We start from the raw sequence: 24,664 nt of genomic DNA on the forward strand, positions 1-24,664 counted from the left end.
AACCTGTCAAATAATACTTGACAGGTTTTTAATATCTTCTTAAAGTATATGTTATTACTTTACTCCGTGCATTAATTTTTTCATTACTGGGCTTAATGATGCAATAATTAAACCTGCAACTACAGGAACTATTGTAAAGATTAAGAAAAATGCAGAAATAGAATACGCTTTTTCAATCTCTTCTATATAACTTCCTATTGTACCTGCTAATTTATTACCCATTGCTATAAATAGATAATAAACTCCAAACATAAATCCGATCCATTTAGCAGGAACTAATTTACTAATGTAAGATAAACTTACCGGAGAAATACATAATTCTCCCATAGTATGGAATAAGTAGGCTGCGATTAACCAAAACATACTTACTTTTATAATAGGCTCACCAGTAATTATATCTCCTGATCCCATCGCTAAAAACCCAAATCCTATTCCTAATAATAAAAGTCCTAATCCAAACTTCATTGGTCCAGAAATATTATACTTACTTTCCCACCATTTAGAGAATGCAGGTGCAAGCGTAATAATAAATAGTGAATTTAATATCCCAAACCAAGTAGCAGGAACCTCAACACTTTCTTTAGAAAAATCTCTATTAACTTTCCAGATAACTATACCCCAAATAACAATAAAACTAGCTGAAAGTATAATGTTACCTAGAGCATATTTAGCAAAAGTCTTTTTAAATAACACATATAAAACATACGAGATGATTCCTAAAGGTAGAATTGTTAGTAATGCATCTATATATTTAAATAAAGTACCATAACCTCCAGAAAGGTTTCTTTGTGTATATTCTTCTGCAAAAATTGTCATAGAACCACCTGCTTGCTCAAATGCAGCCCAAAAGAATACTGTAAATAATGAAAATATTACTACAGCAATTAATCTATCTATTACAATATTTTTAGGTGTATTTTCTTCCTCATTTGCTTTATCTACAAAATCTTGATCCCCATCTTTACCAATTACTTCTAAACTCAACTCTTCTTTCTTTTTAGGAGATAAACCTATATCTCCAAAGATATTTTGAGTAAAATAAAATTGTAACATCCCTAAGAACATAAAGATACCTGCTAATCCAAATCCTAAAGACCAAGAGTAATTCTCTCCTATATACCCACAAAGCATAATTCCTAAGAATGCACCTGCATTCACTCCCATATAGAAAATAGAATAAGCCCCATCTTTTTTTCCTTCATGGTTTCTATACATATTAGAAATTATAGAAGTCATATTAGGCTTGAATAACCCATTACCTACCATTAAACATCCTAAACCTATATATAAAAATAGTGGAGTTTCAACCGCCATCGCAGCATGTCCTAAGGTCATAATAAGTGCACCTAAAATTACAGCCCATCTATATCCTAATAATTTATCGGCAATTAAACCTCCAAAAACAGGTGTTAAATACACCCCCATAGTATATGTTCCATATAAAGATAAAGCCTCTGCTTTTTCCCAACCAAAACCACCATCAGTTATTGAACTTATTAAAAAAAGTACTAAAAGAGCACGCATTCCATAATAAGAAAAACGCTCCCACATTTCTGTAAAGAAAAGCACAAACAGCCCCGCTGGATGCCCTAGTACTTTATCTTTAAATAAAATATCTGTATTCATTAAAAATATATTTGATTACTAATTATCCTTAGTTAGGAAAACTTTATTCTTCTCCTGTTAAATCTCTTTCATTATCCTCTGCTCCATGAGTAAGTGTTTCTAACTTTTTTCTAAATAATAAAACTAAAAGTCCGAAAGCAACACAAAATACAGCGATACCTGTAAATACTGTAAACTCACCTAATTCTGATGCAGATTCTCCTAACAATCCTGCTAATTTATTACCAAAACCAGTCATAGCGAAATAAACTCCCATCATTATAGAAGCATATTTTAAAGGAGCTAATTTTGTAATATAAGATAATGCTACAGGTGAAATACATAATTCACCTACAGTGTGGAATAAGTATGCTAATACTAACCAATACATTGCTGAAGCTCCGTCTGCTTCATATTGTCCTGCTGCAGCAGACATAAAGAAAAATCCAGTTCCCATGATGATTAATCCAATAATCATCTTAAATAAAGAAGTAGCAACTTTTCCTTTTAACTTTCTGTGTGCCCAATATCCTGCAACAGAAGTTCCTAAGAAAATAATGAACATTGCGTTTAAAGACTGGAACCATGAAGCTGGAACTTCCCATCCCATTAACATACGGTTTGTCTTATCCTTTGCATAAATATTCATTAATCCTCCAGCTTGCTCAAAAGCTCCCCAGAAAATAATTACTAATAAGAATGAAATAAATAAAACAACGATTCTATCTTTTTCTATTTTGGTTAAAGGCTTTTTCATTGCTTCTTTTTCTTCAATGTTTTCTGAAACACCTAAGAAATTACCAACATGCTTTAAATGTTTTTGTCCAGCAACATATTGTAATAATCCTAATGCCATTCCAATACCTGCTAAACCAAATCCATAATGCCATCCATAAGTTTCTCCAACGTATCCTACAATTAAAGCAGCTAAGAAAGCACCTATATTAATTCCTATATAAAAAATAGTAAACCCTTTATCTCTACGGATATCTCCTGGTTTATATAAACCACCTACCATTGTCGAGATATTTGGTTTTAACATTCCAACACCAGCAATAATTAATCCTAAACCAGTGTAAAAAGCCCACATTTGCTCTATTGCTAACACACTATGTCCAGCTACTAATAGAATTCCTCCGTATAAAACAGATTTTTTCTGCCCTAAAATTTTATCTGCAATCCAACCTCCAGGAATTGAAGCAACGTATACTAACATTGTATACCAACCATATAAAGCTAATGCTTCTTTATTTGTCCATCCTAACCCAGCATTCGCATCAGTAGTTTTTGCTACTAAGTACAATACTAAAATAGCTCTCATTCCATAATACGAGAAACGTTCCCACATTTCTGTAAAAAACAAGACATATAGGCCAATAGGATGCCCAAAAAGTTCCTTTTGTTTAATTGCTGAGTTGTTCATTCTTTATAGTTTTTAGTTCTTATTTGTTTTTCAGGTTTTCTAATACGAAGTCTGTCATTTTTGTATATAAATTCAACCTTGTATTCTTTCCTTTATAAATACCATGCGCTCTATCTGGATAAATAAACAAGTCAAATTGTTTGTTTGCTCCTACTAATGCATTTACCATTCTCATGGTATTTTGCACATGCACATTATCGTCTCCAGAACCGTGTATTAATAAATATTTTCCTTTTAATTTATCTACGTGATTAATTGGAGAATTATCATCGTATCCACTAGGGTTTTCCTGAGGCGTAGTCATATAACGCTCTGTGTATACTGTATCGTAAAAACGCCAAGAAGTTACTGGAGCAACAGCAATTGCCATAGAAAACACATCGTTTCCTTTTAAAATACTATTAGAACTCATAAAACCACCATAAGACCATCCCCAAATTCCAATTTTACTCGCATCTACATATGGTTGTCTTGCTAAAAATCTAGCTGCAGCAATTTGATCTTCAACTTCGTATTTTCCTAATTGCTTTTGTGTTACTTTCTTAAAATCTCTTCCTTTAAATCCGGTACCTCGTCCGTCTACAACAGCAACAATTATACCTTTTTGTGCTAACATCTGATGCCAGTAGTCATTACTTCTATTCCAACGGTTTGCAACTTCCTGAGAACCTGGACCTGAGTATTGAAACATTAATACTGGATATTTTTTATTAGGATCGAAATTAGCAGGTTTAATCATCCACATATTTAAATCGTTCCCATTAATTTTAGCTGTAAAGAATTCTTTTTTGCTTAAGTTATATCTTTTAACTTTTATTTGTAACTCTAAGTTATCTATAAGTGTTTTAATCTTTTTTCCATCACTGCTATACAAGGTGTAAGTAGGCACCTGATTCGCTGACGAATATGTATTGATAAAAAACTGCATGTTTTTGCTAAAAGACGCATAACTTTGACCACTCTTTGGAGTCAATAATTTTTTATCTGTTCCATCTAAATTAATAGAATACACTCCTCTATTAATAGAACCATTTTCTACAGATTGATAAAATACTTTTTTACTTTCTTTATTATAACCGTAGTAATTGGTTACTTCCCAACTTCCTTTAGTAATTTGATTCTTTAACGTTCCATCATTGTTATAATGGTAAATATGGTTGAACCCATCTTTTTCGCTAGTCCAAATAAAACTATTATCTGCTAAAAACGTTAAGTTATCTTGGATATCTACGTATGCTTCATCTGTTTCGTTTAAAACTACTTTTGAGCTTTTAGACGTTGCATTGTAGAAATATAATTTTAAATCATTTTGATGTCTATTTAATGTAGTAATCGATAATACATCTGGTTGATTCGTCCACTGAATTCTTGGAATATATTCATATCCTCTTAAATCTATTCTTCTTATATTTTTTTGAGAGAAGTTAAATAAGTTTAAAACTACTTTCGCATTTTTCTCTCCAGCTTTAGGGTATTTAAATTTATTTACAGACGGATATAAGCTATTTCCTGTAACTTCCATAGAAAACTCAGGAACCTCAGTTTCGTCGAAACGTAAAAAAGCTAAATAGTTACTGTCTTTACTCCAATCAAAAGCTCTTACAAAACCAAACTCTTCTTCATATACCCAATCTGTAGTACCATTAATAATTGAATTTACTTTTCCATCGGTAGTAATTCTAATTTCAGCATTTCCTACAAGATCTCTAACGTATAGGTTGTTATCTTTTGCGTATGCTACTTTCTTACTATCTGGAGAAAATGTTGGTTCTTGAATATCTTTTCCTATTAAAGCCAATTGCTTAGTAGCAATTGTATATACATAATAAGTTCCTTTGTATGAATGACGGTATACTTTTTTAAAGTCTGTTCCTAATAACAATTTAGTTTCGTCATTATTAAAAGAATAAGAACTAAAAGATGATAATCCATATAAATCCTTACTGTTAACAATAGTTTCCACTTTCTGTTGCGTTAGATAACTATATTTATCTACACTAGTATTTCCTGTAGCAGGATCTACATTTAATACAGAATAAAAGTCCCCATTCATAGAATTTAAAGCATTCATGTATTCTGGGGTAAAAGTTCCATTCCAAATTTCTTCTAAAGTAATTTCCTTGCCACTAGTAGAAGTATTAGCTGTATTTGTTTGACTTTTAACGGTAAAAAGCAGTCCAAAAATTGCTAGTAAGCATAATTTTCTCATCAAGTAGGTTATTTATTTGATAAATTGATAAAACGACTGCCAAGTTTACGAAAAAATAATAAATTTCACCTTAATTTAACAGAAAAGTACATTTGTAAAATGTGATTTCCTCGAAAGATATATCTTTGTTTTTCATAAAAACAAGATGAATGTCGAAGATTATTTCTGGATTCTCTAAACTTTCTAAAGAAGAGAAAATCGATTGGTTGGCTAAAAACTACTTTAATAACCAGCCTGAGATTATTCAGACCATTAAGCAATATTGGAATGTTGATGAAAAACTACAACAGCTCCATGATGATTTTATTGAAAACACAATCTCTAATTTTTATATGCCCTATGGTGTCGCTCCTAATTTTGTAATTAACGGGCGAGAGTATGTAGTTCCCATGGTTGTAGAAGAAAGCTCTGTAGTTGCTGCTGCTTCTAAAGTTGCAAAATATTGGAGTACCAGAGGTGGATTTAAAACTAAAGTTATTTCTACAACAAAAATTGGACAGGTTCATTTTTTATATACTGGAAATAAAAAAGATCTTATTACCTACTTTCAACAAACAAAAACTGAACTGTATGCTGCTACTGCTCCAATTACTAAAAACATGGAGAAACGTGGTGGTGGAATTTTAGATATTGAACTAATTGATAAAACCGATAAACTAGCCAATTACTATCAACTGCATGTTACTTTTGAAACAAAGGATAGTATGGGAGCAAATTTTATCAATTCTTGTTTAGAAGCAATTGCTAAAAGATTTCAGAAAGAAGATATTGAAATCATCATGAGCATTTTATCTAATTATGTTCCTGATTGTGTTGTACGTGCAGAAGTAAGTTGCCCTGTAGCTGATTTAGGTGGAGAAAATCCAGAAAAATTTGCTTATAAATTTGAACAAGCTGTAAAGATTGCTCAAATAGAACCTTATCGTGCAGTTACCCATAATAAGGGAATTATGAACGGTATAGATGCTGTTGTTTTAGCCACTGGAAACGATTTTAGAGCCATTGAATCTGGTGCGCATGCATATGCTGCACGAAATGGAGAATATACTAGCTTAACACATTGTGAAGTTTCTGATGGCATTTTCAAGTTTTGGATAGAGATTCCTTTAGCTTTAGGAACTGTTGGAGGATTAACAGCTTTGCATCCAATGGCTAAATTATCGTTAGATATGATGCAACAACCTTCAGCAAGAACTTTAATGCAAATTATTGCTGCTGCTGGTTTAGCTCAAAATTTTGCTGCTTTACGTGCCTTAACGACAAAAGGAATACAGCATGGACATATGAAAATGCACTTGATGAATATTTTGAATCAACATCATGCAACTCCTGCTGAAAAAGAAGCTGTTGCCGCTTATTTTGAAAGCAGAACCGTATCGCATAGTGCTGTTGTAGAAAAATTAAATTCACTTCGTAAGCCTTCTATTAATTGGGTAAATTTTTCAGATGAAAAGGATATTAGAAATCAACTTTCTAAACTAACCAATGACATGCAACCTGCTTTTGGTAAAATGAATGCACAACAAATGATTGAGCATCTAAGTGCTGTTACTCAAATTGCCAATGGTAATTGGAAAATAGATGTTTTTGTTTCTGATGAAAAAACAGCTAGGAGAAAACCATTTTTAAATACTGACGGAGAATTACAAATTGGTTTTAAAGCTCCTTTTTTAACTGAAGAACCAACACCAGTAAAATTCAGTTCTATTTCAGAAGCTATAGATGATTTAGCACAGCAAGTTCAATTGTTTTTTGAGGTTTACGAAAATAATCCAGAAAGAACAGCAATACACCCTTTCTTTGGTGAATTAGATTTCAAATACTGGAAAAAGTTTCAGGTAAAGCATTTTACGCATCACTTTAAACAGTTTGGATTAGTATAATTTAAGCCGCCTCGAGTGCAGTCGAGAGGTCTTAAAAATTTTATATAATTAGATTTATGTTTCGACTGCGCTCGACTTGATATTGATTTGTTTTGGAAAAATATTATAGCAACGGTAAATTATTATTAACAGGAGAATATGTAGTTCTTGATGGAGCGACATCATTAGCTGTCCCTACAACTTATGGACAAGATTTAGTTATTCAAGAAATTGAAGAACCTATACTTGTTTGGGGTAGTTTTACAAATGAAGGAGATTGTTGGTTTGAAGCTACTTTCGACTTACCTAAACTGCGCTTAACTTCTGCTACTTTTAATTCTGATAAAGAAGGGAGTTCTGAAACAATTGCAGAAACTTTACAAAATATTTTACAAGAAGCAAGAAATCTGAATTCAAACTTCTTACAAACATCAAAAGGGTATATTGTAAAAACACATTTAACTTTCCCTCAAAATTGGGGATTAGGTAGTTCGTCTACTTTAATTAACAATATTGCTTCTTGGGCAAATGTAAATGCGTTTGATTTGTTATGGAATGCTTTTTCTGGTAGTGGTTATGATATTGCTTGCGCACAACACAATACTCCTATTTACTATCAATTAGAACAAACAAAGCCAATTGTAACTCCAGTTAGCTTCTCCCCTAGCTTTCATGAAGAATTGTATTTTGTTTTTTTAAATCAAAAACAGAATAGCAGAGAAGGTATTGCACAATACCGTAAAAACAACAAACATATTCAAAAAGAAATTACGCGTATTTCTGAATTATCAACTGCTTTTTTAAGTGCTAAAACTACTCAGGAATTAGAACTTATTATAGAAGAACACGAACAAATTATCAGTTCAATTATACAATTACCAACTGTAAAATCTAAATTATTTCCAGAATACACAGGAGCTGTTAAAAGTTTAGGCGCTTGGGGTGGTGATTTTGTATTGGTTACTGGGAATAATGATACTATTACATATTTTAAAGAAAAAGGATTTCACACAGTAATTCCTTATAAAGACATGATTTTATGAGTAAAGTTGTAATTATAGGTGGTGGTGCAGCTGGTTTTTTCACTGCTATAAATGCGAAGGAATTAAATCCTGATTTAGATATTATTATTCTTGAAAAAGGAAAAGAAGTATTACAAAAAGTAAAAATTTCTGGCGGAGGGCGTTGTAATGTTACACACGCTTGTTTTGAACCTAAAGAACTTACTAAATTTTACCCTAGAGGAAAAAAAGAACTGTTAGGACCTTTTCATCAATTTATGACAGGTGATACTTTTGAATGGTTTGAAAATCGCGGAGTTCCTTTAAAAATAGAAAGTGACAATCGGGTTTTTCCTGAAGCAAATACTTCACAAGCCATTATTGATTGTTTTCAAAAAGCTATTGAAGAACTCGATATTAAGGTTTTAAAAAACCATGGGGTAACTTCATTTTATTCTGAAAATGAACAATGGGTTATCAATACTAAAAACGAACAGTTCATTGCCGATAAACTTGTAATTGCAGCAGGTAGCAGTAAAAAGATTTGGGAATATGCTTCTGAATTAGGGCATTCAATCATTCCAACTGTTCCTTCTTTATTTACATTCAACATAAAAGATAAAAGAATTGTAGATCTTGGAGGTGTTTCTGTACCTAATGCTACCGTAAAAATTTCTGGAACAAAACTAGAAAATTATGGCCCTTTATTAATTACACATTGGGGATTAAGTGGGCCAGCTGTGTTAAAACTCTCTGCTTTTGGCGCTCGAATTTTAGCTGAAAAAGCTTATCAATATGAAGTAGTTGTAAACTGGTTATCTTTATCTGAAGAAACTGTTCTACATCAACTAAATGAGTTAAAGAAAACAAATGCTCGTAAGCAAATTGGATTAAAATCTCCGTTTCAAGAAATTCCAAGACGTTTATGGGAACGTTTGCTTATAGCATCACAAATTCGATTACAACAAAATTGGGCTGATATTAATAAAAATCAACTTATAGCAATTAGTAAGCAACTGACAAATACTACTTTTAGAGCGGAAGGAAAATCTACTTTCAAAGAAGAGTTTGTTACTGCTGGTGGTATTGATTTGAAAGAAATTAATTTCAAACGTTTTGAAAGCAAACTACATGCTAATTTGTTCTTCGTTGGAGAAATTTTAAACATCGACGCTGTTACTGGTGGGTTTAACTTTCAAAACGCTTGGACTGGTGGATTTATTTGTGCGAATGCTTTAGCTACTAGTTAACAAAACAGCAATTTACATGTAATTTATAGCTTCAAATAATTATTTGGAAACTATAATATTTTAAAATCTAAAGAAAATAGCTAGACAAACTCCAATTCCAAGAACAACTCTTGTAATAATTGGATAAATAACTATTTTCTTTAGATTTTGATTTACAGCTAGCAATTAATTATTCTTCCCCCTCTTCTTCTGACTCGTAACAGTTAAAAACCATTGTATAGCCATATTCTTTTGCTTCTTTGTAAAACTCTTGTAACTCATCATCTAACTCTCCTTCATTTTCAATTTCAAAAAACTCATCATCAACACTTTCTACTTTCCACCCTTCTTCTTCTGTATAAAATTTAGCTAATTGTATAGCTCCTTCTCCATCTATATAATCTATATAAACACTTACAAAAGCACCTGCTACTTTATCGAAATATTCTGATTCTTTTTCTGGTTTTGCTTGTAGGTTAATTAAATACATATTCGTTTTTATTTTAATATTAATAACTCATTATTGTACCGTAGTATAATAGTTGATACATTTTAACATCTAGCATCAAATAATTCATCGCCATCATCATACCGTAATTGGATTTATCATAAAACAGTCGATCGAAAAAACTAATCTCTTCCCCATCGTGATTATAATATTCTCCATTGGTTTTAAAATGTCCTTCATAGAAATTCTCTAATTGAGATAATGCATGTACATTAACATTTTTTGCTTGTACATATAGACTATCAATTTTTCTTTTTAAGTCTAGTCCACTAGCTGTCAATCTACCATTACTTTTAAAGAAGATTTTCCTATAGGCGTCTTGATCTATCAAATCATATAAAACTCTTTCAGAATTTATTTCCTTCTGAGTTTTCTCTATATATTTTGATAAGTTATTTGCGATTCTATTCAGCTCTCCCATTCTCACTTTTGTTTTCTGAAACATTAGCGGTTTTTCTTCAGACTGTTTTTCAAAGAAAGTTGTTCTTCCTTCAATAATATCGCTCGAAATACGAATGGAGTTTACTAATGATTTATGTGCTATATAAGTATCAAATGTATACTGAGCATTGGTTACCCAACAACTCAAAAGCATACAAATAATAGTGATCTGTTTCCAATTCATGCCGTATAAATATATTAAACAATATACGATTATTTTAACGTAGTTATCCTAATTCTCCACGGTGAGGTTTTAGTGCATCTCTATACTTTTTCATATCAACCTCATCTACTGTTATATAAGCAATCGTATGCATTTCATTTAATTGCTGATGGTTTACTTCATAATGATGCAATTGCTCTATTTCAGAGAATTCTTTTAAATGTATACAATGATGTTTTGCAGTTTCTAGACCATCAGGACCTTTAAAATCCCAAATCAGTTTTATTTTTCTATTCAAAATGTAAAATATTAGAATACAAAAATACCTATTTCTACACATTTAGAAATAGGTATTATAAATAGATAAACCCTTCAAAACTATTTGTTTTTTTGTTCAACTTTCCAATTGTAATTTATTTTTCTTTTCAAATACTGTTTTAACGGTTCTAAGCCTATCGTTTTTCTACGTTTATCTACATATTCTGGAGATGCTATTGGAAATGGCTCTAAATTTCTATTCTCATTATACCGAAACTGCATTCCGTATAATTGCTTTTTGCCATCATTCACCAAAATTCTATCATGAATTTTTGCATACTCTAAACAACTTCCTTCTTTATTTTCACAAGCTTGTTTAATTCTTGTTAAATATTTCTTTCTAATTTCATCTTCTTTATGATGGTTAATTACTAATAGTGGCGCATCTGCTGCAATTTTCCCAACAGTTGAATAGGTCGGCCAGCCATTTTCCTCAAGTAGCTTTTCCATTTTTATAAAATTTCCTTTAGAAATCTCTTCTTTCATTTTAGCAATTGGATAATACCAGTGAGGTACTTTAGCTTTTTTCATGAAATACAATTTAGCCATATCTAACTGATAGTCTAACGCTTGGTCTTTCATAATTAATCGAAGTAGCTCTTTTGCATATGTTACTTTTGGTAATTTCCCTTTCTGCTCCTGATATTTTTTTAGCTGTCTATTTTCTATTAAACTCCATCTCTTATCTTCAGAAAGCGACAGCAAATCATTATCTGCCAAAGCCCATAATGTTGTATCGTTTTTTAGCGCTAACTCTAAATAATGAAAGGCGCTATCTTTTTGATATTGTAATGCATATGCACAAGCAAGATTGTATGTATTATTAGAATTTTCAGGACTACTTCTGAATTCTTTCTTATACGCATCTATCGCTTTGTCTAATTCTCCTTCTCTTCGATACTCATCTCCTTTCTTTTGCGCCACTAAGTCTATAGAACATAGTGCAACAATTATAAACAATAACTTTTTCATTATGCTCTTTTTAAAGGTAACGATGTACTTAGAAGCTTAATAATTATTGCTATCACCACTCCTAAAGTTGGTGTAATTAACATATTCGACAAACCACTAAACAATAAGCTTGTCGCAATTCCTTTCGCTTTCGATATAAAATAAAAGCTATGTAACAAGCCTAACAATAAAGAAAATAAAGCTATTAACAAGCTCCAATTCACTAGTTTTTTCAGTTTCAAATTATAGTATTCTTGATTTTCCTTCGTTTTTATTTTTTTCACAAAAAAGACGATTGCTACTATTAAAAAGGTGTAAAGTATAACAACAAATTTTAGATCTCCATTAAACAGGAAATCAAATAAAGGCATTCTCATAAAAGTATTTATTAAAGTTTAAAAGTGAGAGTTATTAAAACACAAGAGGAACGCATCAACATACTTCTCTACAGTATATTGATGATACAATCCTCTTGCAAAATATGATAAAAGTATATCTAGATAAATCCTTAATAGTTTAAGGATTCTTATTTTATTCTCTTAAAGGTTTATCCTTAATAAGTAAGACTATTAATAGTAATCTTGCTATTAAGAAAACAAACATTCCAAATAATGGTGCTAGTAAACCAATTTTTAAACCGCCAGCTATTACTGCTGAACTAATACTTATTGCGGCTGATATAGCATCAAACGCCTCTATTAAACCTATCATCATTCCGAAAAAACCCCATACCATTGTAAACAAACTTACATGACTTAACAGCTCTTTCTTTTTACCATCTTCATCTCCTTTTAAAAAGGCCCAAATACCTAGACCGAGGCAAACGAAAAATAAAATTAAGATTGGATACATAAAAACCGGACCCCCTTCATACATTCTTTTCGAAATTTCTCCTATAATTAAAAAGTTCATAGTTATAATTTTTAAAGTTAATATGCTCCAAAACTATCGATAGCTTCTTTTCTTTTTTTCTGATTTCGACCAATAACAAATCTAGCATTAAATACAACATGATTTTTAAGACTTTTGGTAAACCTGTTGAAACCCTTGTTATTTTTGAATTTCATCGCAAGAAGAAAATCTTTTTATTATAAAAAGCTGATATTGCAACAATGATTACGTACAAAAAAATTAGTGGTTGGCCTTTAACTATATGCGCCCATATTCTTTTTTGGTTTGGAGTGTATCTTTTTTACACCTATTATATAGGTTATGGCACTAGCAATATAGCCTATATAAACCACTTTGCTAAGTTTTTAATTCCCATCACTATGGGAGTTGGATATTTCTTTTTGTACTTTTTACTTCCTAGATATCTTTTCAAGAAAAAATATTTCTTTTTCATACTATACGCAGCTTATACATTTATTATTTCTTTCTTTTTTATTGTCTTATCTATTCTATACGGAATGGTTTTTTCCTATGAATTTACAGATGGCAATGCTGCTCCACTTACTAAAACTGTTCCTTATATTGTTTTTGGAGTATATTTTATTGTACTTATTATTGTAATTCTTGGATTGATTATTCACAATTATCAATCGAACTTAAAAAGTGAAGATTTAAAAAATCGTTTTTTAGAAACGCAACTACAACTAAAAGAACAAGAGTTGAAGTATTTAAAAATGCAAATTCATCCACATTTCCTGTTCAACACACTAAATACTATTTATGGTTTTGCATTAAAAAAATCTGAAAAAACTCCTGAAGTCATTTTAAAACTTTCTAGTCTTTTAGATTATATTTTATACCAAATCAACAAACCTTTTGTGCTTTTAGAAGATGAAATTCAACATATAGAAGATTATATTTCTTTAGAAAAAATACGTTTTCAAGAAGGATTACAGATAAGTTTCTCAAAAGAAAATTTAGTTCCTAAAACATTAATTCCACCTATGCTCTTATTACCTTTTGTAGAAAATGCATTTAAACACGGAATTCCGATCAATAAACAATTAACGATACAACTATCTATAAAAACAAAAGAACAGTTTCTTCATTTTTCCTGCAAGAACACTGCTTTTAACACCAAAGAAACTACTTCTGGAATTGGTTTAACAAATATTAAAGAACGTTTGAGAAAACTATTTGACAATAATTTTGAATTACAAATTTTAGAAGAGAAAAACACATTCAGTATCGATTTAAAAATTCCTTTGAAAAATGAATAAAACATACACTTGTGTTGTTGTAGACGATGAACCTATAGCTAGAGAAATACTAGAAACGTTTATAGAAAAAACAACAAATTTACAATTGATAGGTAGCTTTCAGAATGCTTTTGAAGTTATTGACTTTTCTAAACAACATACTATTGATATTTATTTTTTAGACATCAATATGCCAGAAGTAAACGGTTTAAGCTTAGCTCGCATTATTAATAATTCAGCAAATGTTATTTTCACAACTGCCTACAGAGATTATGCTATAGACGGATTTAATTTAAATGTAGTTGATTACCTTTTAAAACCGATTGCTTTTGACCGTTTTTTACAAGCCATTCAAAAAATACCCAAAAAGGAAACTATTCATACTAAAAACACTACTCCTAACTTCTTATTTGTTCGTTCGGAGAGAAAAATGGTAAAAGTAGATTTTCATCAAATTCTATATATAGAGAGTATTGGAGATTACGTAAAAATCTTTTTAAACGACAAAACAATTGTTACAAGAGAAACCATTAGTAATATCGCACAAAAACTCCCTCAATATAATTTTCTAAGAATACACAGATCTTATATCATTTCTATTACAAAAATAGAATCCTATACGAATGAGTTTATAGAAATTTCTAACAAGGCACTCCCTATTAGTAGAAGCTTTAAAGAAAGTGTGCTTCAAAAATTAGCTGAAATGTGAGTGATACCATATCTTTACACAAAATTTAAAAATTTTGAATACCGAAGATTTTATTTTTAAAAAAAGCACTGAACAAATAGATACAGCTGTGTTTTCATGGCAAACTCCTAGTAATATTGCATTAGTTAAATATTGGGGAAAAAGCGAACCTCAAATTCCTAAAAATGCTTCCATAAGTTTTACACTAAACAATTGCCATACAACTACCAAAGTTCAATTTACTAAAATTGAAACTGTAAGTGTTCCACAGTTTGAATTGTATTTTGAAGGTAAAAAGAAAGACGATTTTAAACCTAAAATTGCGAAGTTTTTTGATCGAATAAAAGAGTATTGTCCATACATTTTTGAATACACTATGGAAATTCATTCAGAAAACTCTTTTCCTCACAGTAGCGGTATTGCTTCTTCTGCAAGTGGTATGAGCGCTATTGCCATGTGCCTAATGAGTTTAGAAAAAGCATTGCAACCTAATATTACCGATGATTTCTTTAACAAAAAAGCATCATTTTTAGCCAGATTGGGTTCAGGAAGTGCCAGTAGAAGTATTGAAGGACCTATGGTTGTTTGGGGAAAACACCCTGAAATACCTGGAAGTTCGGATTTATACGGAGTACAGTTCCCATACAAAGTGCATGATATATTCCAAAATTATCAAGACAATATTTTATTAGTAGACAAAGGAGAAAAACAAGTATCTAGTACTGTTGGACATAATTTAATGTATAATCATCCCTATGCAGAAAACCGTTTTTCACAAGCGAATGATAATTTAAGTAAGCTATCTAAAATTCTACAAGAAGGAGATATTAAAGGCTTTATAAACTTAGTGGAAAGTGAAGCTTTAACATTGCATGCAATGATGCTTACTAGTAACCCTTATTTCATTCTTATGAAACCTAACACATTAGAAATAATTAATGAAATTTGGAAGTATAGAGCTGCAACAAACAGTAATGTATGTTTTACTCTAGATGCTGGTGCTAACGTACACCTTTTATTTCCAGAACAAGAAAAAGAGGCGATTAACAAGTTCATAAAAGACAGACTATTAGCTTTTTGCCAAAAAAATCAGTATATTAGCGATAGTTCAGGTCCCGGCGCAAAAGACCTTAGTAACTTATAATCCCTTAACCATGAAACAATTATTTTTTGCATTTTTTCTAATTTCATTTTTTACAGTATCTGTCAGTGCTCAAAAAACAATATGGTTTGATAAGAACTGGCAAGAAACTACTAAAGACAATAGCTTTTACTATAGGCCTGACCCTAAGAAGATGAAAGAAGGCTTTTGGATTGTTGACTATTATAAAAATGGTCAAGTTCAAATGGAAGGCTACAGCACTGTTAAAACTCCTAATAAAGAAGTTTTTGACGGATTGGTCACCTATTATCATGAAAACGGAAAACCATCTCATAAAGCAAACTATCTAAATGGGAAATTAAATGGAGTTCGAAAAGTTTTTTATGATAGTGGTGAATTAAAAGAACAAGGAAGATACAAAGACGGTAAGAGGCAAGGAAACTGGAAAACCTTTTATAAAAACGGAAAAATTAAAACCAAAGGAAGATATAAGGATAATGAGAAAGTTGGGGTTTGGAAGACTTTCTACAAAAATGTTTATTAAACAAATAATTACGTATCTTTGTAGTTAAAATTAAGAACTAGATGAAAGGACCTTTATTTTACGCTAAAATCTTACTCTTTGGTGAATATGGAATTATTAAAGATTCTAAAGGTTTAGCAATCCCTTTTAACTCTTATAAAGGAGCTTTAAAGACAGCACAACATTTGACTGGTGAGGCAAAAAAGTCAAATGAGAATTTATTGAATTTTTACGAGTACTTAAAAACATTAGATTCTGATTTAGTTATATTTGACTTAGAAGCGTTTAAAAACGACATTGCTAATGGAATGTATTTTGATTCTTCTATTCCTCAAGGATATGGAATTGGTAGTTCTGGAGCTTTAGTAGCTTCTATTTACGACAAGTACGCTACTGATAAAATAACTGTCTTAGAAAACTTGACTAGAGATAAACTCATCAAGTTAAAGGCTGTTTTTTCTTTAATGGAATCTTTTTTCCATGGAAAAAGTTCTGGTTTAGATCCTTTAAATTCTTATTTAAGTTTACCTATTTTAATTAATTCTAAAGAAAACATTGAAGCTACAGGAATCCCTTCTCAAAAAGAAGGTAAAGGAGCTGTTTTCTTACTAGATTCAGAACAAGTTGGTGAAACAGAACCAATGGTAAACATTTTCATGAACAAAATGAAAAATGAAGGCTTCCGTAAAATGTTACATGAAGAGTTTGTAACTTATACAGATGCTTGTATTGATGATTTCTTGAAAGGAAATGTAAAGTCGTTATTTGGAAATGTTAAGAACTTATCTAAAGTAGTTTTAGCTAACTTTAAACCTATGATTCCTAATGCTTTTCATAAAGTTTGGGAAAAAGGAATTCAAACAAACGATTATTATCTAAAATTATGCGGTTCTGGTGGCGGCGGATACATTTTAGGTTTTACTGAAGATTACGAAAAAGCTCAAAAAAGTTTAGAAAACTATAAATTAGAAATTGTCTATAGATTTTAATCTATGAACTTTTCAATCTCTAACAATAACAAATTATTTGTTAAGCTTCTTAGCTTATTATCTGTTGTAAGAGGTTATAACATATTAGTATTAATAGCAGCTCAGTATTTAGCTGCTATTTTTATTTTCTCAGAAAAAAAATCCCTCACACATGTTTTATTAGACTGGCATTTATTATATCTAGTATTAGCAACAGTTTGTGTAGTTGCTTCTGGATACATTATTAATAACTTTTACGATGTAAAAGCTGATCGAATAAACAGACCCATAAAGTCTGGTTTAGATGCACAAATCAAACAAGAAACCAAACTTTCTTTATATTTTTTACTCAATTTTATTGGTTTTGCATTTGGTTGGTTGGTTTCTTGGAGAGCTGCATTATTCTTTGCTTTATATATTTTTGGAATTTGGTTTTATTCTCATAAACTAAAACGATTTCCTTTAGTTGGTTTAATTACTGCAACTATTTTAACCATCCTACCTTTCTTTGTCATCTTTGTTCATTTCAAGAACTTTTCTACAGTTATTTTTATCCATGCTATTTTCTTATTTCTAATTCTTATGGTTAGAGAACTTATTAAAGATTTAGAAAATATCCAAGGTGCCATTGCTAACAATTATAACACGTTTCCTATTGTTTACGGCGAAAGAAAAACAAAGCAATTAATTATACTTTTAATACTCTTAACCTTAATTCCTATTGGCTTTTTGTTTCGCTATCCTGCTATAGCTTATATGAAGTATTATTTTTACTTAACAAGTATTACACTTTTATTTATTGCAATATATGCTTGGAAAGCTGTAAATAGGCAACAATATCAGCTTCTCCATAATATTTTAAAATTTCTATTATTAATTGGAGTATTTAGTTTATTACTTGTAGATAAATCATTACTTCTAGACAAAGTTATTGAGCAGTTAAACTAGCAAAAGCTTATATGTTTTTTTATAAAAAAATCGTCTAAAATTAGACGACCTCTTTAATTCACTTCTTCTTTTCGTTAATAAAATTAAAATTTCCTTAATCTAGGTTTTCATTACACATGCATATAAACAAACCTACAATCAAATATTTAATGTTAGCTTGCATAATGATATTTCTTTGTCGCAAAACTACATTCAAAAACACACTTGCTATTCACCCAAAACGGGTGATTTTTTAATTATTTATAAGCCTGTTTTTTAGTATTTTAAGTTTTAAGGGGTAAGAATTCGGGTAAAAGTGTAGTTTTTTTCTAAAATTTTAGAAAAAACTTTTACACAAAGATAAAAAATCTAAAAATATATAGTTTAACCTCTAGATGTAAGGTTAATTTCCTACGAGGAATATTACAACTTTAAATTTTTGAAATCTTGAGTTTAATAGTCTAAATGACTTCTCCGATAAAATTCTAATTAATCAAAATATTTAATATCTAATTTTTGTAAATAATAACTCATAATTTTGAATTTGTTTTTGACATGACTATTTATATTTTTATATTAACATTAATGGAATAACATTCGTTTATAAAAATAATTACATTTCAATTGTTTATCTGTTTTGTTATAATTGGATAACCATGATAAATTAAAAGAAGGGTATATAATGCCTATATTTATATATTAGACTTTCTCCGATTCATATATTTACAGTTAGATATGATTAAAACACATCTCATAAATAAGAATGAATTCAAAGTATTTAGCCCAATATTTACTAGATGGAAACTGGAAAACTATTTCTTGTTATAGATATAAGAAACTTTGCTCTCAAGAACCTACAAAATGGGAGCATCTTGAATTAAAATCAAAACCTATTCAAGGAATAAGACATAATGTTCACATTCGCTCAAATTCATCTAAGTTCTGTTTTAGTGGTTCAGGACCAAAAAATATTAGTCAAAACAGAATGACAACTACTCATGAATATATAACCGAAGTAATATCTGAACTTAAAATTTTGAATTTAAGAGTTAATAATTATGATTTGACTATTATACCTGACAGTATAATACACGAAAAAGAAAGGATTAAGATTTATTGTACAGAAAAGAAAAAAGTAGTTGAGTATATTCCTGATTTATTGATTCGTTTTTCCAATTCAAAAAAATTAGTAAAATATTGGGGAGGTCAAATCGCAATTGAAGTAAATGTAACCCATAGTCCCGATGATACAAAAAGAAAACACTTTCAATTCTTGGGTATCCCACTAATGGAAATTGATGCCACCAAAGATTTGAAATTTAAATTTGAGGGGAAGGATGTTGATGAAAAAGAGCTTGAAAATTATAAAAAAGAACTTGAAATAACACTTTCGAATAAAATAGAAACCTCACTTGAATATAGAACACTCTCAAATAGAGCCTTAGGAAATCAAGTTTATAACCTAAAAAAAAATAAGAGAGAGATTGAACAAGAGTTAATTAATAAAAAAGAAATGGTAAATAACTTAATAAGAAATAATCAGAATTTAAAATTAGAGTTAAATAATTCAAACCAAATCATCATAGAAAAAGAAGAACAAATCAACACTATTAAAAATGAGCTTCTTGAATATGAAAATAGAAGTTTGATTAAGAAACTGATAACCTTATTTAAAACAAAAAAATAACGGAAACCTAATAATGTATAAAAAATATAGGACGGTTTAGGGCTAATTTAAAACTATAAGGTCGCTAAATATAAGATTTGACATTTTGAACAAAAAGACAAAAGCAAAATATTGTATTTGATTTAGTATCAAATGAAACTTATCGCTTATCTACTGTCCTTAGTTTATTATACGAGACGTTAACCACAAGCTAAAAACCAACTATGGATTTCAAACCAATAAGAAATAAATTAAGAACTTTTACACTTGATTCTGTTACTAATGAACTTCTGATTCTTTTAAAAGAATTTGAAAAAAGTAAAAGAAAACATAGATTTTGGCATCCATTGATATTATTAAAATGGAATTTAGAGTTTTCAGATAAAAAATATAAAGCTAAAATAGCAAACAGAACAGACATTGTAAAACTATTAAATCAGTTAGACGAGTTAGAGAGGTCACATAATACTTTTCGTATAAAAAAAGGACAGAGTATTACTAAGACATTTACTATACTTGCTCATCAACAATTCCTATATCAAGAAATTACTTGGTGGGATACTTTTTCTAGACAATTAATTTTGTTTAATGATTTAAAATCAAAATATTGTATTAAAAAATCGTTTGAAAGTTTAACAAACCTATCAATATCAACATTTCTAAATATTTCATATATAATTTGGCTTTATTCTCATCAAGACGAATTAACAAAAATCCCATATTATGGATACATTAATGATAATATAAAAAAACTATTAACAACTCTCTATTCTGAAAATGAATTAAAATCATATTTAGATTTATTAACTGTATCTAAAGACAATATTCACGAAATATTAAATGAAGATAATAGAGTATTAAAGAATTATAATCTTCAAACATTTGAACCATCATTCTTTACTAGAAAACCTTATTTCTTGCACAATAAAAAGTTATTGATTCCACATAAAGATATTCTTCACCATAATTTTAATTATTTTCTCTATGAGTTTTTAAAGCAAAAAGATGAAAATTTCACGACTGAGTTTGGATTAAGATTAGAGAAATATGTACAATTAGGTCTTGATGAGTCAAAGCAAAATTACGTGACCGAAAATGAGCTTAAAAAACAAGTTGGATTAAAAGAAAATTTAGTTGACTTTATTATTTCAGACAAAGTTTTAATAGAGGTTAAAGCCATAGAATCAAAACCATATGTAAGTGCAAATCCTACAGACAAAATTCTTGGAAATGAATTTAGAAAAAACTTAGTTAAAGCATATATAAAACAAATGGTTAATGTTGCTAATAATTTAAAAAAACAACCAGAATATTTTGGAATAATTATCACATATAAAAAATTATTTCTGGGAACTACTCAAGATATTTGGAATCAGTTTTTAGAAGAGGAAACTTTAAAAAAATGGAAAAATAATGAGCATTCAATTATTCCATACTCAAATTTATTTGTTATGGATATTTATACTTGGGATAAATTAATTCAAGTCCTACAAAATAATTCTAACTTGACAATAGAAACAGTATTAAAAAAAGTGAGAGATGATAATAGTTCTGAAAAAACAAAGAAGTTTCACTTTTCAATGCATCTTGATGATTATGACTTTACTAATTTTGACTTAGGATATTTGAAAGAAGCGGATGAAAGAATTGTACCTGAAAAAGCGATTGGGTAACATTATATAAAAATAATAAAGGTTAAGTGTCAAACCCAAAGTTAGCAGATATTAACAAAGTCCATCAAATTTATAATTTAACAGTTAAAAGAAAAATAACAATAGAATTGTAAATTGACTAAGTGCTAAATCGAAAAGTAAATCTGTTTTTACCTCTTACTACTCTTTTGTCAAACTTTATGTGGCATTATGGTCTTTGAAGAATGTATTACTAACTAAGAACTTTGGATATAAACTCCAATTTTTTAAAAATAAAATCATATTAAAATGAACAACGAGATATTAAATGAAGTCAAAAAGTTTATAGACTATAAATCTGTACAAAAAGTTCAATCCTTTGTGATATTTGATTTATCTGAAAAAGACAACTCGGTCTTGAAACATTCATTGTTTAATGAATTTCAAGAGTTACATAATTACTTCTCTAAAGAAAGAGAAAAAGAATTAGGTCAGATGTTGAAGAAAATAGATTGGGTTTATGAAAAATATTCCAATTTAGCTGATAGATACGAAGGGAAACCTGTTCTTAACGAAATACTTGAATGGGAAAATGAAGTTCATAAACATGAATATGATAAAATTGCATCAGAAGAAACAAAATTAAAATATTTAGATAAGAACTTTATATTGGAAAATATTGATTTTAATAAGTTCTATGAAAATGAAAAAGTTTTTGATAAACTGAATGATAAAATAGATTTTTATAATCTTCAAAGGTGTAACTATGACGAAGAATTTGCTCGACACTATAAATTGACGGAAGATGAGTTAAAGTATCGTAAACTTCAAGACTATTTTTATAAGAAAAGTTCTCCTAAATATGTTTACTGCTATAATGAAAAATATTCAGGTTTTTTTGATGATTGGTTTCGTGCTGGATTCAAATGGAATAGACTAAAATGGTCAGTTTTTGCTTTTGAGATCTCTCAAAAAGAATTTGAAGAAAAAGCTTCAAAATTTGTTAAAGAAGAAATGTATCTTAATAGAACAGTAATTAATAATGCCACACAACAATAAATATAAGTAATAAGGCTTCCTTGCGTAACGCAATAGAAAACGCAAAATATGTTTTCAATCTTATATTTCTAAAAAAAGTATTAATTTAGTGGCTCATATACCCCCGAAATATATGAACACTAAATCAGTAATTATACATTTATAAATACAACTATATTTACTCTAGTATTAATTTTTAAAATAGAGTAATTATGAAGAAAATAGCACTAATTTTAGTTCTACTATTTAGTATTTTTTTATCTAGTTGTATTGATGAGTCTAAAAAAATTGAAGAATTAAATAGGTTTGAAAGTGAATTTGAAACACAACTTATTGACAAAGGAGAACTTGAAGATGACGAAGACCCAATGGAAGGTCAAGATTAAAGGAATCATTATAGGTCTCTTTGTTATTTTAACTTTCTTTAGCACTTTTTTACATAATGAATTTACTAAGCTAAAAGAGTGGACTCCTTATAAAACTCATTATAAGAATTACAGTAAAATAGTAAAAGGTGCAGATAAGAAATATAATTTACTTGCCGAGGAACTAAAAAATATAGGTCAATTAGATTTAAGTGATAAACTATTTAATATAACAAAACAAAAGGCATTGAGTCTTAAAGGTTTTCATAAAACTAGAAAAGAATTAAAGAAAAAATTTTCATATAGGGGTTATGAGTCTTTAAGACTCTTTTTACATGAGTTCGGAAGATCAATATATGCGCTAATCATATCTTTATTATTTATATTTATTGTTATTTTCCCTAAGCTAATCGGCGAAATAAGAATAATTTTAATGATTGGAGGTTTTGGTTTTATTGGTATATCATTTTTCTGGGTATTTCATTCTATAATACCAGTATCTGATTTACCGCAATGGTCATATAACCTTACTTATATAGTTTCTGCTATTTTAGCTACAATAATCACTTATATTATAATTTATTTTATCAAAAAAATAGTATTAAAAAAGAATAAAGTTCAAAAAGATTTAGAAAAACTAGTCATTACAGGAAATGAACTGTTTGATCTAAATAGAAAATCAATTTAATTATGTTATCAGCAGAGTTAATTCATGAAAAGATGTTAGTTATAATTAAAGACTTCAAAGAAGGAAAATTGAATAACGATGAATTTGAAAAAAAACAATTCGAAATATTAAAAGATTTAGAAGTTTTTTTGGGAGAAGATAGTACTATTGTTATAGATTTTAAAAATAAATTACTTAAAATAACTGAAGATATTATTAGAACAAAATTATTTATTTCAGAAAAACGGTTAATAGAAGATAAGTTATTGCATATAAAGTTGAAATATGATTTAATATAATTATCTTATTTCTTAAGTTTTCCTTTTTTCTCTAATTCTGTAAGAATATCTAATTCTAATTTATCTTTTTGAAGTGAATACCACATTTTAAAAGTTTCATGCTCTAACAGTGCTTTAGTTTTATACAATACTATATTTTTAATCATCTTAGATTCCTCTTTTGTTAGTTCTAAAGACTCTTCATTTGTTGAAGATTCTATTTTTTTACTAAACTCTTCAAATACATTACTAAACAAAACATTTTTTGATTTAGGAATTTTCCCACCAGACTCATAGTTTTGAATAGTCCTCCATGTCACACCTATTAACTCAGCTAAAGCTTGTTGAGTTATATTATTCTCTTTCCTAAAATCTTTAATTGTTTTACTAGTAATTACCATAAAGTGATAAAATATAGAAATATTTCGTGTTTTTATTTTTTTAACACGAAATATTTCGTATAATTGCATTGTGATTCTAATCCAAATATAGACAAATTAAGTCTATTGGAATTAAATGTATTTTGTTAAAGTCATTTAATTATCAGAATAAGTTGATTAAGCTAAAGTTAAAGAGATATAAGTCAGCTATTTTATAATTAGTTGAGTAAACAATAAATTAATGCTATAATATCCTATAGCTCAACGGGGGGCTATTTTCCGTAGAGGGGTGGGAACATATGTAGGTTTTTTCGGAGGAACCTTATTTAATTCCCTAAGATGTCGTCTTTTTCATAGGGTGGCTTATCAACTCAAGTATGAAATATTACTTGGGTTGATTTTAAAAATTAATACGATCTATTTGGAGTTTCAAAAAGTACTCCATTAAAAATAAAAAGTAGGGTTTCATTTGATTTGGAATATAAAGACAATCCTCTTTTGTAGTTGAGCAAGTGATTTGATTATATACCATTATCATTTTTCTTTAATGCCTTTTGGAAGGGGAAGGCAT

At 29.2% G+C, this 24,664-nt stretch carries 23 protein-coding genes and 1 pseudogene; 15 read left to right on the forward strand and 9 right to left on the reverse strand.

Annotated features, from left to right (window positions below):
- Positions 1-54: 54 nt before the first annotated feature.
- From ACKTTC_RS17295 to ACKTTC_RS17305, 3 genes are read right to left on the reverse strand one after another with little or no spacing between them, the layout of a single operon-like run.
- Positions 55-1,626: a peptide MFS transporter gene (locus ACKTTC_RS17295; protein ID WP_408041112.1), complete on the reverse strand. Its 1,572-nt coding sequence runs from the start codon at positions 1,624-1,626 to the stop codon at positions 55-57.
- A 43-nt stretch (positions 1,627-1,669) separates the two neighbouring features.
- A complete protein-coding gene (locus tag ACKTTC_RS17300; protein WP_408041113.1) occupies positions 1,670-3,028 on the reverse strand; it encodes a peptide MFS transporter in 1,359 nt (452 codons plus the stop codon).
- Positions 3,029-3,047: 19 nt separating this feature from the next.
- The gene (locus ACKTTC_RS17305; RefSeq protein ID WP_408041114.1) at positions 3,048-5,237 is read right to left on the reverse strand and encodes a S9 family peptidase; all 2,190 of its coding nucleotides are present in this window, start codon (positions 5,235-5,237) and stop codon (positions 3,048-3,050) included.
- Positions 5,238-5,386: 149 nt separating this feature from the next.
- Here ACKTTC_RS17305 and ACKTTC_RS17310 point away from each other — a divergent pair.
- The 3 genes and pseudogenes from ACKTTC_RS17310 to ACKTTC_RS17320 all read left to right on the forward strand — a co-directional run.
- Positions 5,387-6,655 (forward strand): annotated as a pseudogene (locus tag ACKTTC_RS17310) (hydroxymethylglutaryl-CoA reductase, degradative); the annotation flags it as partial.
- 557 nt (positions 6,656-7,212) lie between these two features.
- Positions 7,213-8,142, forward strand: coding sequence for a GYDIA family GHMP kinase (locus ACKTTC_RS17315; RefSeq protein ID WP_408041115.1), 930 nt, complete (start codon positions 7,213-7,215; stop codon positions 8,140-8,142).
- Positions 8,139-9,350, forward strand: a complete 1,212-nt coding sequence (locus ACKTTC_RS17320) for a BaiN/RdsA family NAD(P)/FAD-dependent oxidoreductase (protein ID WP_408041116.1) — start codon at positions 8,139-8,141, stop codon at positions 9,348-9,350. Before ACKTTC_RS17315 ends, ACKTTC_RS17320 begins: the two co-directional genes overlap by 4 nt.
- A gap of 169 nt (positions 9,351-9,519) precedes the next feature.
- Here the strand turns inward: ACKTTC_RS17320 and ACKTTC_RS17325 are convergent, their stop codons facing one another.
- From ACKTTC_RS17325 to ACKTTC_RS17345, 5 genes are all read right to left on the reverse strand, one after another.
- Entirely contained in the window at positions 9,520-9,819 is a 300-nt protein-coding gene (locus ACKTTC_RS17325) for a hypothetical protein (protein WP_408041117.1), read from the reverse strand.
- A gap of 19 nt (positions 9,820-9,838) precedes the next feature.
- Positions 9,839-10,462, reverse strand: coding sequence for a hypothetical protein (locus tag ACKTTC_RS17330; protein ID WP_408041118.1), 624 nt, complete (start codon positions 10,460-10,462; stop codon positions 9,839-9,841).
- 43 nt (positions 10,463-10,505) lie between these two features.
- Complete coding sequence (locus ACKTTC_RS17335; RefSeq protein WP_408041119.1) at positions 10,506-10,739, reverse strand: hypothetical protein; 234 nt, start codon at positions 10,737-10,739, stop codon at positions 10,506-10,508.
- Positions 10,740-10,819: 80 nt separating this feature from the next.
- On the reverse strand, positions 10,820-11,731 hold the full coding sequence (locus ACKTTC_RS17340; RefSeq protein WP_408041120.1) for a DUF6624 domain-containing protein: 912 nt from the start codon (positions 11,729-11,731) through the stop codon (positions 10,820-10,822).
- Positions 11,732-12,241: 510 nt separating this feature from the next.
- The gene (locus tag ACKTTC_RS17345; protein ID WP_408041121.1) at positions 12,242-12,622 is read right to left on the reverse strand and encodes a MotA/TolQ/ExbB proton channel family protein; all 381 of its coding nucleotides are present in this window, start codon (positions 12,620-12,622) and stop codon (positions 12,242-12,244) included.
- 200 nt (positions 12,623-12,822) lie between these two features.
- On the opposite strand from ACKTTC_RS17345, the gene ACKTTC_RS17350 reads away from it, so the two are divergent.
- From ACKTTC_RS17350 to ACKTTC_RS17405, 12 genes are all read left to right on the forward strand, one after another.
- Complete coding sequence (locus tag ACKTTC_RS17350; RefSeq protein ID WP_408041122.1) at positions 12,823-13,881, forward strand: sensor histidine kinase; 1,059 nt, start codon at positions 12,823-12,825, stop codon at positions 13,879-13,881.
- Positions 13,874-14,569, forward strand: a complete 696-nt coding sequence (locus tag ACKTTC_RS17355; RefSeq protein WP_408041123.1) for a LytR/AlgR family response regulator transcription factor — start codon at positions 13,874-13,876, stop codon at positions 14,567-14,569. The genes ACKTTC_RS17350 and ACKTTC_RS17355 overlap by 8 nt, the downstream gene beginning before the upstream one ends.
- Positions 14,570-14,603: 34 nt before the next feature.
- Positions 14,604-15,692: a diphosphomevalonate/mevalonate 3,5-bisphosphate decarboxylase family protein gene (locus tag ACKTTC_RS17360; RefSeq protein WP_408041124.1), complete on the forward strand. Its 1,089-nt coding sequence runs from the start codon at positions 14,604-14,606 to the stop codon at positions 15,690-15,692.
- A 10-nt stretch (positions 15,693-15,702) separates the two neighbouring features.
- Complete coding sequence (locus ACKTTC_RS17365; RefSeq protein WP_408041125.1) at positions 15,703-16,194, forward strand: toxin-antitoxin system YwqK family antitoxin; 492 nt, start codon at positions 15,703-15,705, stop codon at positions 16,192-16,194.
- 41 nt (positions 16,195-16,235) lie between these two features.
- Positions 16,236-17,162 (forward strand): mevalonate kinase family protein, encoded by a 927-nt coding sequence (locus tag ACKTTC_RS17370; RefSeq protein ID WP_408041126.1) that lies wholly within the window; start codon positions 16,236-16,238, stop codon positions 17,160-17,162.
- 3 nt (positions 17,163-17,165) lie between these two features.
- Positions 17,166-18,089 (forward strand): geranylgeranylglycerol-phosphate geranylgeranyltransferase, encoded by a 924-nt coding sequence (locus ACKTTC_RS17375; protein WP_408041127.1) that lies wholly within the window; start codon positions 17,166-17,168, stop codon positions 18,087-18,089.
- Positions 18,090-18,831: 742 nt separating this feature from the next.
- Positions 18,832-19,755 carry a hypothetical protein gene (locus ACKTTC_RS17380; RefSeq protein WP_408041128.1) on the forward strand — a complete coding sequence of 308 codons (924 nt, stop codon included), beginning with the start codon at positions 18,832-18,834 and terminating at the stop codon, positions 19,753-19,755.
- Between the two features lie 203 nt (positions 19,756-19,958).
- Complete coding sequence (locus ACKTTC_RS17385; protein ID WP_408041129.1) at positions 19,959-21,407, forward strand: hypothetical protein; 1,449 nt, start codon at positions 19,959-19,961, stop codon at positions 21,405-21,407.
- A 267-nt stretch (positions 21,408-21,674) separates the two neighbouring features.
- Positions 21,675-22,424, forward strand: coding sequence for a hypothetical protein (locus ACKTTC_RS17390; RefSeq protein ID WP_408041130.1), 750 nt, complete (start codon positions 21,675-21,677; stop codon positions 22,422-22,424).
- 191 nt (positions 22,425-22,615) lie between these two features.
- The gene (locus tag ACKTTC_RS17395) at positions 22,616-22,789 is read left to right on the forward strand and encodes a hypothetical protein (protein ID WP_408041131.1); all 174 of its coding nucleotides are present in this window, start codon (positions 22,616-22,618) and stop codon (positions 22,787-22,789) included.
- On the forward strand, positions 22,737-23,456 hold the full coding sequence (locus ACKTTC_RS17400) for a hypothetical protein (RefSeq protein WP_408041132.1): 720 nt from the start codon (positions 22,737-22,739) through the stop codon (positions 23,454-23,456). The genes ACKTTC_RS17395 and ACKTTC_RS17400 overlap by 53 nt, the downstream gene beginning before the upstream one ends.
- Before the next feature lie 2 nt (positions 23,457-23,458).
- Entirely contained in the window at positions 23,459-23,734 is a 276-nt protein-coding gene (locus ACKTTC_RS17405; RefSeq protein ID WP_408041133.1) for a hypothetical protein, read from the forward strand.
- A 5-nt stretch (positions 23,735-23,739) separates the two neighbouring features.
- Here ACKTTC_RS17405 and ACKTTC_RS17410 read toward each other — a convergent pair whose 3' ends face one another.
- The gene (locus ACKTTC_RS17410; protein WP_408041134.1) at positions 23,740-24,114 is read right to left on the reverse strand and encodes a helix-turn-helix domain-containing protein; all 375 of its coding nucleotides are present in this window, start codon (positions 24,112-24,114) and stop codon (positions 23,740-23,742) included.
- Positions 24,115-24,664 lie beyond the last annotated feature (550 nt).

It is taken from the genome of Tenacibaculum amylolyticum (assembly GCF_964511145.1).
Classification (GTDB): Bacteria; Bacteroidota; Bacteroidia; order Flavobacteriales; family Flavobacteriaceae; genus Polaribacter; species Polaribacter amylolyticum.

Bases quoted from the DNA above. Each gene is read 5' to 3' on its own strand.
- ACKTTC_RS17295 (WP_408041112.1), bottom strand. From the start codon at position 1,626: ATGAATACAGATATTTTATTTAAAGATAAAGTACTAGGGCATCCAGCG.
- ACKTTC_RS17300 (WP_408041113.1), bottom strand. From the start codon at position 3,028: ATGAACAACTCAGCAATTAAACAAAAGGAACTTTTTGGGCATCCTATT.
- ACKTTC_RS17305 (WP_408041114.1), bottom strand. From the start codon at position 5,237: ATGAGAAAATTATGCTTACTAGCAATTTTTGGACTGCTTTTTACCGTT.
- ACKTTC_RS17320 (WP_408041116.1), top strand. From the start codon at position 8,139: ATGAGTAAAGTTGTAATTATAGGTGGTGGTGCAGCTGGTTTTTTCACT.
- ACKTTC_RS17325 (WP_408041117.1), bottom strand. From the start codon at position 9,819: ATGTATTTAATTAACCTACAAGCAAAACCAGAAAAAGAATCAGAATAT.
- ACKTTC_RS17330 (WP_408041118.1), bottom strand. From the start codon at position 10,462: ATGAATTGGAAACAGATCACTATTATTTGTATGCTTTTGAGTTGTTGG.
- ACKTTC_RS17340 (WP_408041120.1), bottom strand. From the start codon at position 11,731: ATGAAAAAGTTATTGTTTATAATTGTTGCACTATGTTCTATAGACTTA.
- ACKTTC_RS17345 (WP_408041121.1), bottom strand. From the start codon at position 12,622: ATGAACTTTTTAATTATAGGAGAAATTTCGAAAAGAATGTATGAAGGG.
- ACKTTC_RS17350 (WP_408041122.1), top strand. From the start codon at position 12,823: ATGATTACGTACAAAAAAATTAGTGGTTGGCCTTTAACTATATGCGCC.
- ACKTTC_RS17355 (WP_408041123.1), top strand. From the start codon at position 13,874: ATGAATAAAACATACACTTGTGTTGTTGTAGACGATGAACCTATAGCT.
- ACKTTC_RS17365 (WP_408041125.1), top strand. From the start codon at position 15,703: ATGAAACAATTATTTTTTGCATTTTTTCTAATTTCATTTTTTACAGTA.
- ACKTTC_RS17370 (WP_408041126.1), top strand. From the start codon at position 16,236: ATGAAAGGACCTTTATTTTACGCTAAAATCTTACTCTTTGGTGAATAT.
- ACKTTC_RS17375 (WP_408041127.1), top strand. From the start codon at position 17,166: ATGAACTTTTCAATCTCTAACAATAACAAATTATTTGTTAAGCTTCTT.
- ACKTTC_RS17380 (WP_408041128.1), top strand. From the start codon at position 18,832: ATGAATTCAAAGTATTTAGCCCAATATTTACTAGATGGAAACTGGAAA.
- ACKTTC_RS17385 (WP_408041129.1), top strand. From the start codon at position 19,959: ATGGATTTCAAACCAATAAGAAATAAATTAAGAACTTTTACACTTGAT.
- ACKTTC_RS17390 (WP_408041130.1), top strand. From the start codon at position 21,675: ATGAACAACGAGATATTAAATGAAGTCAAAAAGTTTATAGACTATAAA.
- ACKTTC_RS17395 (WP_408041131.1), top strand. From the start codon at position 22,616: ATGAAGAAAATAGCACTAATTTTAGTTCTACTATTTAGTATTTTTTTA.
- ACKTTC_RS17405 (WP_408041133.1), top strand. From the start codon at position 23,459: ATGTTATCAGCAGAGTTAATTCATGAAAAGATGTTAGTTATAATTAAA.
- ACKTTC_RS17410 (WP_408041134.1), bottom strand. From the start codon at position 24,114: ATGGTAATTACTAGTAAAACAATTAAAGATTTTAGGAAAGAGAATAAT.